The sequence below is a fragment of the Phocaeicola sp. ICN-14070 genome (assembly GCF_037892625.1).
Taxonomy (GTDB): domain Bacteria; phylum Bacteroidota; class Bacteroidia; order Bacteroidales; family Bacteroidaceae; genus Phocaeicola; species Phocaeicola plebeius.
Window position 1 is genome coordinate 1 of the sequence record NZ_JBBKBF010000098.1, and the last position, 8204, is coordinate 8204.

13 protein-coding genes and 1 pseudogene are annotated in these 8204 nt (G+C 37.7%); 11 read left to right on the forward strand and 3 right to left on the reverse strand.

What is annotated here, in order from left to right:
• From WKT20_RS17015 to WKT20_RS17060, 10 genes are all read left to right on the forward strand, one after another.
• Nucleotides 1–975: replication initiation protein (locus WKT20_RS17015; RefSeq protein ID WP_129743432.1), on the forward strand; the 975-nt coding region annotated here is incomplete at its 5' end.
• 7 nt (nucleotides 976–982) lie between these two features.
• The gene (locus WKT20_RS17020) at nucleotides 983–1150 is read left to right on the forward strand and encodes a hypothetical protein (protein WP_192913187.1); all 168 of its coding nucleotides are present in this window, start codon (nucleotides 983–985) and stop codon (nucleotides 1148–1150) included.
• A gap of 78 nt (nucleotides 1151–1228) precedes the next feature.
• A complete protein-coding gene (locus tag WKT20_RS17025) occupies nucleotides 1229–1687 on the forward strand; it encodes a hypothetical protein (RefSeq protein WP_195666266.1) in 459 nt (152 codons plus the stop codon).
• Entirely contained in the window at nucleotides 1684–1944 is a 261-nt protein-coding gene (locus WKT20_RS17030; RefSeq protein WP_340417784.1) for a hypothetical protein, read from the forward strand. Before WKT20_RS17025 ends, WKT20_RS17030 begins: the two co-directional genes overlap by 4 nt.
• A gap of 45 nt (nucleotides 1945–1989) precedes the next feature.
• Nucleotides 1990–2439, forward strand: a complete 450-nt coding sequence (locus WKT20_RS17035) for a DUF3791 domain-containing protein (protein WP_004295329.1) — start codon at nucleotides 1990–1992, stop codon at nucleotides 2437–2439.
• Complete coding sequence (locus tag WKT20_RS17040; RefSeq protein WP_032844865.1) at nucleotides 2436–2915, forward strand: DUF3990 domain-containing protein; 480 nt, start codon at nucleotides 2436–2438, stop codon at nucleotides 2913–2915. Before WKT20_RS17035 ends, WKT20_RS17040 begins: the two co-directional genes overlap by 4 nt.
• A 21-nt stretch (nucleotides 2916–2936) precedes the next feature.
• On the forward strand, nucleotides 2937–3197 hold the full coding sequence (locus tag WKT20_RS17045; protein WP_195666265.1) for a hypothetical protein: 261 nt from the start codon (nucleotides 2937–2939) through the stop codon (nucleotides 3195–3197).
• Nucleotides 3198–3241: 44 nt separating this feature from the next.
• A complete protein-coding gene (locus WKT20_RS17050; RefSeq protein ID WP_270653969.1) occupies nucleotides 3242–3544 on the forward strand; it encodes a helix-turn-helix transcriptional regulator in 303 nt (100 codons plus the stop codon).
• Nucleotides 3537–3797 (forward strand): hypothetical protein, encoded by a 261-nt coding sequence (locus WKT20_RS17055; RefSeq protein WP_008671606.1) that lies wholly within the window; start codon nucleotides 3537–3539, stop codon nucleotides 3795–3797. Before WKT20_RS17050 ends, WKT20_RS17055 begins: the two co-directional genes overlap by 8 nt.
• A gap of 37 nt (nucleotides 3798–3834) precedes the next feature.
• On the forward strand, nucleotides 3835–4023 hold the full coding sequence (locus tag WKT20_RS17060; RefSeq protein ID WP_138287261.1) for a hypothetical protein: 189 nt from the start codon (nucleotides 3835–3837) through the stop codon (nucleotides 4021–4023).
• 74 nt (nucleotides 4024–4097) lie between these two features.
• On the opposite strand, the gene WKT20_RS17065 is transcribed toward WKT20_RS17060, so the two are convergent.
• The 3 genes from WKT20_RS17065 to WKT20_RS17075 form a co-directional block, all read right to left on the reverse strand.
• Entirely contained in the window at nucleotides 4098–5606 is a 1509-nt protein-coding gene (locus WKT20_RS17065) for a type IV secretory system conjugative DNA transfer family protein (protein ID WP_340417785.1), read from the reverse strand.
• A 160-nt stretch (nucleotides 5607–5766) separates the two neighbouring features.
• Complete coding sequence (locus WKT20_RS17070) at nucleotides 5767–6555, reverse strand: DUF5712 family protein (RefSeq protein ID WP_195666268.1); 789 nt, start codon at nucleotides 6553–6555, stop codon at nucleotides 5767–5769.
• Nucleotides 6555–7085 (reverse strand): BfmA/BtgA family mobilization protein, encoded by a 531-nt coding sequence (locus tag WKT20_RS17075; protein WP_195666267.1) that lies wholly within the window; start codon nucleotides 7083–7085, stop codon nucleotides 6555–6557. The genes WKT20_RS17070 and WKT20_RS17075 overlap by 1 nt, the downstream gene beginning before the upstream one ends.
• Nucleotides 7086–7465: 380 nt before the next feature.
• On the opposite strand from WKT20_RS17075, the pseudogene WKT20_RS17080 reads away from it, so the two are divergent.
• Nucleotides 7466–7648 (forward strand): annotated as a pseudogene (locus WKT20_RS17080) (transcriptional regulator); the annotation flags it as partial.
• Nucleotides 7649–8204 lie beyond the last annotated feature (556 nt).

Genomic DNA, 8204 nt, shown 5'->3' on the forward strand with positions numbered 1-8204 from the left:
ATGGCAATAGTAAACAAAGACCTTATTCAAAGTTATATTATGACTACCGCCAAATATGACTTTAACGTGTACGAAAAACGAATAATCTACCGTCTTGTAGAAATGGCTCAAGGAGAAGTACAAGGTGTAAAATTCGCCAATAACTGCCAGAAAATAGAGCATGACCTTTTCAGCTGCGTAAACATAACCATGCCTATCGCTTGCCTGCTCAATGGAGAAGAAGATAAAAACTATGCAAGGGTAAAGGAAGCCTTGCAATCACTCCAACGGAAAATATTCGAATATGAAGATGATGAAATTTGGCAAAGCATTTCTATTATCGCACTACCTTATATCCGAAAGCGTTCCTCTGTCCTCTCTTTTCAAGTCCACCCTCGTGTATGGGACTGTATTCTTGATTTTTCCAAAGGCTACCGAAAATATGAGCTAAAGGCTGCCATGAGTTTTAAAAGCCAATTTTCCATGCGCTTCTATGAACTACTTAGCAATCAAAAAAGCCCCCTAACCTATTCAGTAATTCAACTGAAAGAAATGTTTTGTGTAGCAGATAAGTACGAGCGTATAAACGATTTTATACGCTATGTAGTGGAAGCTGCAAAAAAAGAGTTGGATGAAGTAAGCCCATATACATTTGAATACACCCCCGTCAAATCGGGAAGAAAGATTACCGCCATAAAGTTTTATCCTGTATATCAGCCGGAGCACCGAGATAGTGATTTGGAAAAACACGATTTGCAAAAGCAAATTTCTTTAAGTTGGTCTTTATCATCAGAAGTTCGCAATTACCTAAAAAACTCGATAGGATATTCAGACAAAGAAATTAAGAATAACTTGGATTTATTCATATCTGCACAAAATATACTTCCGGATTTAATGGGTGAACTTGCTTTACTAAAAGGCAAAGCAAGAGATAAGAAGAACCCTAAAGGCTATATCATTAATTCAATAAAAGGTAAACTAAATGACAAAAAATAAAATAGATATGGAAGAACTAAAAGTTAAGGTTGTAGAAGTTTCACAAGAAAAGGAACAACCACAAGGTAACGACTTCATTCGTGTTATCGTTGAAATTGACGGTCGAAAAATAGCCGTATGGACTACCGAAAGTAACATCAATGCTCTATGCTTTGATATTGACAGAAAGATATAAATATATTTTTTGTAGATTTTGTAGAAAGCTAAATATATTCTTTATATTTTTGCATATAACTAATTAACATATAGATACATGAGCGATATACAAACAAGCACCATTAGAGTGCCTAAAAACGTGCTTGAAGATATAAAAATATATTGCCGTAAAGCGGGGCAACCTGTTGGGGAATGGGTGGAAAAGGCATGGAATTTCTTGCAAAAGAACGATTTCGATATTTACGATACTGAAGTAACCCCCTTTCTGCCTGTTCCGGCTGAAGTAGAAAGAGAGCGTAACCAAGTGGATGCGCTTTGTAAGCTGATGAGCGAATTTATAATCTCGCAAAAACAGGCACAACTACCAGCACCGGATATCATCGCCAAAGCTACCGAAGAAAAAGTAAGAGCCGATTTTTTAGAAAAGGAGTTGCAACAGCTTCGGGAAGAAAACAAGGCTCTGCGTGAACGGTACGAAAAAGCACATAAAGAACTTGTAAGGGTTCAGATTGAGCAAAAAACTTTAGGGAAAATAAAAGTAAATACAGATTTATGAATAAAGAAATGAGCTTGGATGTTGCCCTTGATATTATCGGGACACTCCGCATGCTGAAAATAGATGAAATATCAGAAGAAAAGGATGAAAACAGAAAAAAAATACTGCAAAAAGAACTTTCTGTTCTCAACACAGAAGAAAAAATAGCAAATGGATTGTTGCAGTTTGAAGTTTCTGAAAATGTGCGCTTATCAGTCATGGATAAGATACAAAACTATTACGCACCCAAATTAAAGGCATACTATGAAACGCTATGAGATGGGGACAAAAAAACAACTTTTCAAACATTAAATTCAATAGTTATGGAAACTAATCAAACATATCAAAATGAACTTGGTTCGGCTATGCTCCCATTTGTTATGAGAGAATTGGTTGATACAGTCATGAAAAGAAAAACGCTACCTTTAGAAGATGCGTTATACTATATATATTCTTCCAATTTGTATAAGGCATTATTGGACGAGAATACAAAACTGTGGTATTCAAGCACATTATCACTTTATGAAGCATTAGAAAAAGAGAAAACAGAACAGAAGAAAGTACAAAAGGACAATCCAAAGATATTGCTTTTTCAAATGTTTTGTGCTGAAAATTATAGGGAAACTAAAAATATAAGTGCTAAAGAAACTCTTTTGCTGTTTTCCAATCATGGCGTTTTTGAATTTCTATATGAAAATTTTGAAATGCTGCACACACAAGATACAGAGTATATATTAGATACTATAATAACTTATATCAATAAAAAGGCATGAAACTATATCACGGCTCAACAGTTACCGTCAAATCCCCTAATATACAGAAAGGGCGTAAAGCTACTGACTTTGGAAAAGGATTCTATACGACAACTAATTTTGAACAGGCTAAGAAGTGGGCAATACTCAAAAGGAATCGGGAACATGGTAAAAAGGCTGTCGTTTCAGTTTATGAAGTCCCCGATAATATTCTTGATAGAGAGTTTTCAGTCCTTCGGTTTGAGGGTGCTACAAAAGAGTGGCTGGAGTTTGTAGTTAATAACCGCAGAGGAAAAGGAAAAAACAGCTATGATTTAATAATGGGACCCGTTGCCAATGACCAGTTATATGCAACAATCCGGCTTTATGAACAAGGTGTTGTTACGGCTGATGCAGCGATTGAAATGCTAAAGACCCATAAGCTTTTTAACCAACTTTCATTTCATACAGTGAAAGTTATTCCATTATTAAAATTCACAGAATCTATTGAAGTATAAATCATAAAACTATAATGAACCATGAATAAAGAAATGAGTTTGGATGTTGCCCTTGATATTATCGGGACGCTCCGCATGATGAAAATAGATGAATTATCAAAAGAAACAGACCCAATAAAAATAGAAATATTGGAGAAAGAATTTAATGTACTTACCATAGAAGAACGAATAGCGCAAGGACTTGAACAATTTGAAGGCTGGAAAGACGTGCGCTTATCAGTCATGGATAAGATACAAAACTATTACGCACCCAAATTAAAGGCATACTATGCAAAACTATGAGATAGGGACAAAAAAACAACTTTTATGAAAACATAAATTTATATATGAGTACAGCTATTGATTTCTTAAAGAAACACGAAAGTGTATCACCGTCCCATTTTGAAGAAAATGCAAAATGGAGAAAGGAAAATAAAGAGTGGTTAAGATATTCACGAATAATAGCAATTACAATGCTTGACAAAATGAAAGAACTTGGACTTACAAAAAAAATGCTTGCAGAAAGAATAGGATGTAGCCAACAATATCTTGATAAAATACTTAAAGGTAGTGAAAACCTTTCTCTTGATGTTTTATGTAAAGTAGAAGAAGTACTAAAATTTCAAATAATACATAAGTCCTATGAATAAAGAAATGAGCTTAGATGTTGCGCTCGACATTATCGGGACACTCCGCATGATGAAAATAGATGAAATATCAGAAGAAAAGGATGAAAACAAGAAAGAATTGTTATACAAAGAACTGGATATACTTACCACAGAGGAAGAAGTAGCAAATGGATTACTACAGTTTGAAGTTTCTGAAAAAGTACGCTTATCTATCATGGATAAGATAGAAAACTATTATGCACCCAAATTGAAAGCATACTATGCAACGCTATGAGATAGGGACAAAAACCCAACTTTTATTAAAAACAGATATGGCAAAAATGAATTTCACACCAGCTGATGATTTAGTGGATGAAGTTTGGGGGAAAATAGGAACTCCCGAACGTGACGCAATGGAAACCAAACTTCAAAAAGAAATAGAAGTCTATCATAAAAAACAAAAAGATAGCGATATCGAACCACAAACCACAGAAATAGTATTGCCGGGTGTTACAAAATGATATTCAGTACTTGGCTGATGGGGGCGGTTCTTCCCCCATTCAGACCAAAGCAACTATCAAAATGATAAAGGTTTTCAATACTCAACCCCAAAGAAATTTCTCTTTGTTTCGTTCAGCTTCATAGTGTCTCTGTCGTACTCTCCGGCAGTTCCTCCAATTTCAAGCATTTTATTTATATCATATCTCACCCGCTTGTAATAATCGCTCACAGAGCCGGAAAAGTCGGGCTTCTTCAATTCTGCGGGTTGCGGTCTTTGTGCCTGTTTAAATCGGGTTCTGAACGTGGGCTTATTGCTTTCAACTGCCAGCCCTGCGAACTCTCCAACCTGCAAGTTTAAAAACTCTGACGGCTTGATAACATCACGTTCCTGTATTGTTTCAGACCTACCAAAAGTTTTTCCAAACTTCCTCGTATTGCGTCCCTCGTTAGATGTTATATATACCTTATCGGCTTTTCCGAATTGTTTAGAAAGGATTTCAGCCGTTTTGCTGCTTGCTACCCTGCCATAGAAATGGGAATTGCAGGAAGCAAACAAAACATCGGCTTTTTCCCTACCGTAACCGTCCTCTAACTGTGCAATATCCTGGCACATTATAACCGTTGCTATCTTGTTGCTCCTGCCTGTATTCGGCAAAACTTCGATATTCGGTATAAATACGGTCGGTGCTTCATCCAAAAGAACAAAAGACGGATGTTTATCCGGCTGGTTCATCAGCTTGGTAGCAACCGTTATCACTAAAGAGCACAATGGGGCAAAAGTCTGTGTTAATGTCGGGTAACTTCCGACTGTCAAAATAATAGGGTTTTGCGGGTCGTTCACATCGAGTGAGAAATCATCGCCCGAAAACAAGAACATAAGTTCGGGAGTGTTTATCTGTGCTATTGCTCCTTGTAATGTGCCAATAACCCCGCTTACTTGGCTGTCTGCCCCCCTCTCCATTGCATTGTAAATACTAACGGTCATTTGTGCCGTTTGTACGTTCTTCTGCAAAGTTTTAAGTAGTGCGGTATCATTACTCGTTATCATGGCTAAAACGTGCGGTAAATCGCAAATATCGGGGCGTTCCTCTTTCAGATACCAAATACAGGCGGTCAAGAGGTCGGTTGCGCTTCTCGTCCAAAAGTCCGGCTTCTTGATACTCTCTTTCATTAGATTGCTTATTATTGCCTGTGCGTACTCACGTGCATAAGACGTATTAGGCAAATATCGTGGATTTAAAGGGTTTACCCTGTAAGATGCAGCCGGATTATTGAAATCCAAATAAAAGTGTCTTAAAACGCTTCCTTTGGCGTTTACAAAGGATTGTACATCTTTTGCCAATGTCGGAAATTTGAAATCATATACCACACCCGCAAACCCCATGCGAACAAACTCGGAAAGCAAAGGCACTGCAATACTTTCACTTTTCCCGCTTCCGGCTGCTCCTAATACAAAAACCCCTCTAAATGGGTTTCCCAACTGCACCCCTCCGGCTTCTGTCCGCAAAATTGCCGTATTTGGGTTCTTGGGGGCTTCCTCTTTTTTTCCCTTACGTTTGTATTTGATAAACAAATAGACTGCTCCGGCTTCCACCGCAAGCACAAACAAACCGTTTCCGATTTCTCCGGCACGAAAACACAAATACACCACACCCAAAGGCAAAACCGCCAAAGCTGCAAGCATTGGGAAAGCGTAAATCAATGCCAAATACATCAAACAACCGCTACGGTTGCTACTTTTTAATTGTCCCTCTTTCATGATTTTATAATTTTGGTTTTACTTTATTATCCCTTTTTTCTGTCTTGACAGCTTGTGTTACCCTCTGTTCCTGTTGCTGTCGTATCTGTTGCTCCCTCTGCCGTTCCTGCTGAATGGCTCTGTTTATCTGTTCCTGCATTTCTTTTGGTGTGCCGTTCTTCATGGCGTTCTTGTATTCAAAACTTTCCTTTATATCACGTTCATTTTTAAAACGTTTATCAAAAGCCTTTTCACATGAAGAATACCACTCTTTGCGGTTAAATCCCCCTTGTGCTGCACCTGTATTCTTTTTCCCTGTGTGGTTTGTCATGGGGCTGATTGATTTACCGTTATTCTTGGTTTTATGGCTTACGATAATATGGGCGTGCAAATCTTCTCCGTCTTTTTCGTGCCGTTCAAAATGGATTTTACCGTAAAACTCCAAATCATCAGCTTTCAGCCCTTTATTAAACCCCTCTGCATATTTCGGCATGACTTCGGTACGGATATACTCTTTCATGGCTGCTGCCTGTTCCTCTTTCGTGGCTCCCATTTTACGGAGTTCCTCACGTGAAGGCGCAACAGTGATAACATAGAACTTTGCTTCTTTGGCTTTCAATCCCTTTCGGTTGTTGTCTATCTTGTTGGTTACTTCTTTGGGGCTTATCCTGTTCTGTTCCTGATTAAAGAACGGTTCAGGCGTTAGCCCTGCTTGCAGCCGTTCTGCATCTTCATGCTGCAAATAGGAAACAACATCAGAGCAGCTGCCGGTGTTGGCATAAACTTTACCGCCTCCTTGTACTTTTACTATCATTATCCAAAAAGTCTATCCATTAAACCCGCTTTTCCTTTCTCGTCCAGATGTTGTACAAGCATTTTAATAATCCTAATCACATTATTGTTATGCTTTACGCTTGTATCGTACATCCTGTTCATTTCAGTTATAATCCTGTTTTTTTCATCTGCAATATCTTCACTTACCTTCATGGAAGCATCTACAAACTCACAGATTTTTTCATATTTGGCTAAACTATCAAAATCCGCCTTTATCCTCGCTTCGGTTGTGGTTATGGCTTCAAGCATGGGGCGCAAAATGTCCTGCTCCTGCTTACGGATAAACCCGATTACTTGGTCGTTCTTCTTGATTAGTTTTTCCATTTCTTTGGCGGGGCTTTCATGCTTAGCCGGATTTATCCCGTACCGTTGAAAATAGTCTAACGAAAGGGAAATAAAATCTTTCTTCGTGATACCACATGAAGCACAAAAACGCTCTAATTTCTTGCCGATTTCGGGAGAAACGGCAACAGTAGAATTGCGGGGAGTATTAGGTTTCTTTTCTTCCATATTATAACGGTTTATATATCATTAAGTACTGATACAAAAGTAGTTATTTATTATAATATATCAATACTATATATTAAAAATAGAATGATTTTTGATAAACGGCTGATTTTCAGCCGTAACCCCGTAGGGCAAGAGGAAAAAACGCAACTCTGTGGCGTTTCCTCTTGCTATTCCTATTCGACTGCCTAAGCAGCCGACGGAATACCCCTCCCCTGCGGTGCGGGCGGGCGTGAGCTGCGCCAATGCACAAGGGGGCGGGGGTTATGCAGTCGGATGTGTGGCGGGCTAATAGGAATAGTTCCGACTGCGCATAATTTAACAGGTACAAACAGCTAAGTAAATGGGGAATATGTATCTTTGAAAACAAAAAAAATAGCTATATGAAAACAGGAGATAAAGTTCTAATTTCTCCCGACCTTACCAAATTACCGAATTGGATAAGCGGGACAGTGATAGAGGTTGAGAACAACCCATTTGTTGGTATCGTCATCTCTGCCGAAACAGAAGATAAAAACGTGTTCTTCGGGCAGGAAGATTTATTTAAACCTAAAAATACCTCTGTTGAAATAGAACTACCCTTTTACGTCTTTAATATCCTTGAAAGACAAGCAAAGAAAGAGGGGATAACATTGAAAGAATACATTTGTAAAGAATTGGAAGAGTATTGTAAACAGTCTGTATAACAAATAGTTATAGCAAGAAGTTCCTAAACTACCAAAATCAAAAAAATTGCAAAAATTACATACAAAAATACATTTTTTAACGCGCGGGGAATTTCGTCCTTTTCCCCGCTGCGCTTGGCTTTTTGCTTTGCTTCCACAAGTATTCAAGAACTCGTTTTTCTCTCTTTTCACTTCTCTAAAATCCTTTGACTTGTTTTAAGGCATAACTTGTTATATGCTTATCAAACAAGAGAAAACGACATATAACAAACTAATAATAAACGTTTTAATAGGATAAATAAAAAGCTAACTACGAGTTCTTGAATACTAACTGCGAGTTTTTGAATACTATTTCATCATTTTACTACGAGTTTTTGAATACTATTCCACAACATCAACGAGTTTTATTTGTAAAACTCGTTTTTATATTTTATATTTGCACAAAACATTGATAAAT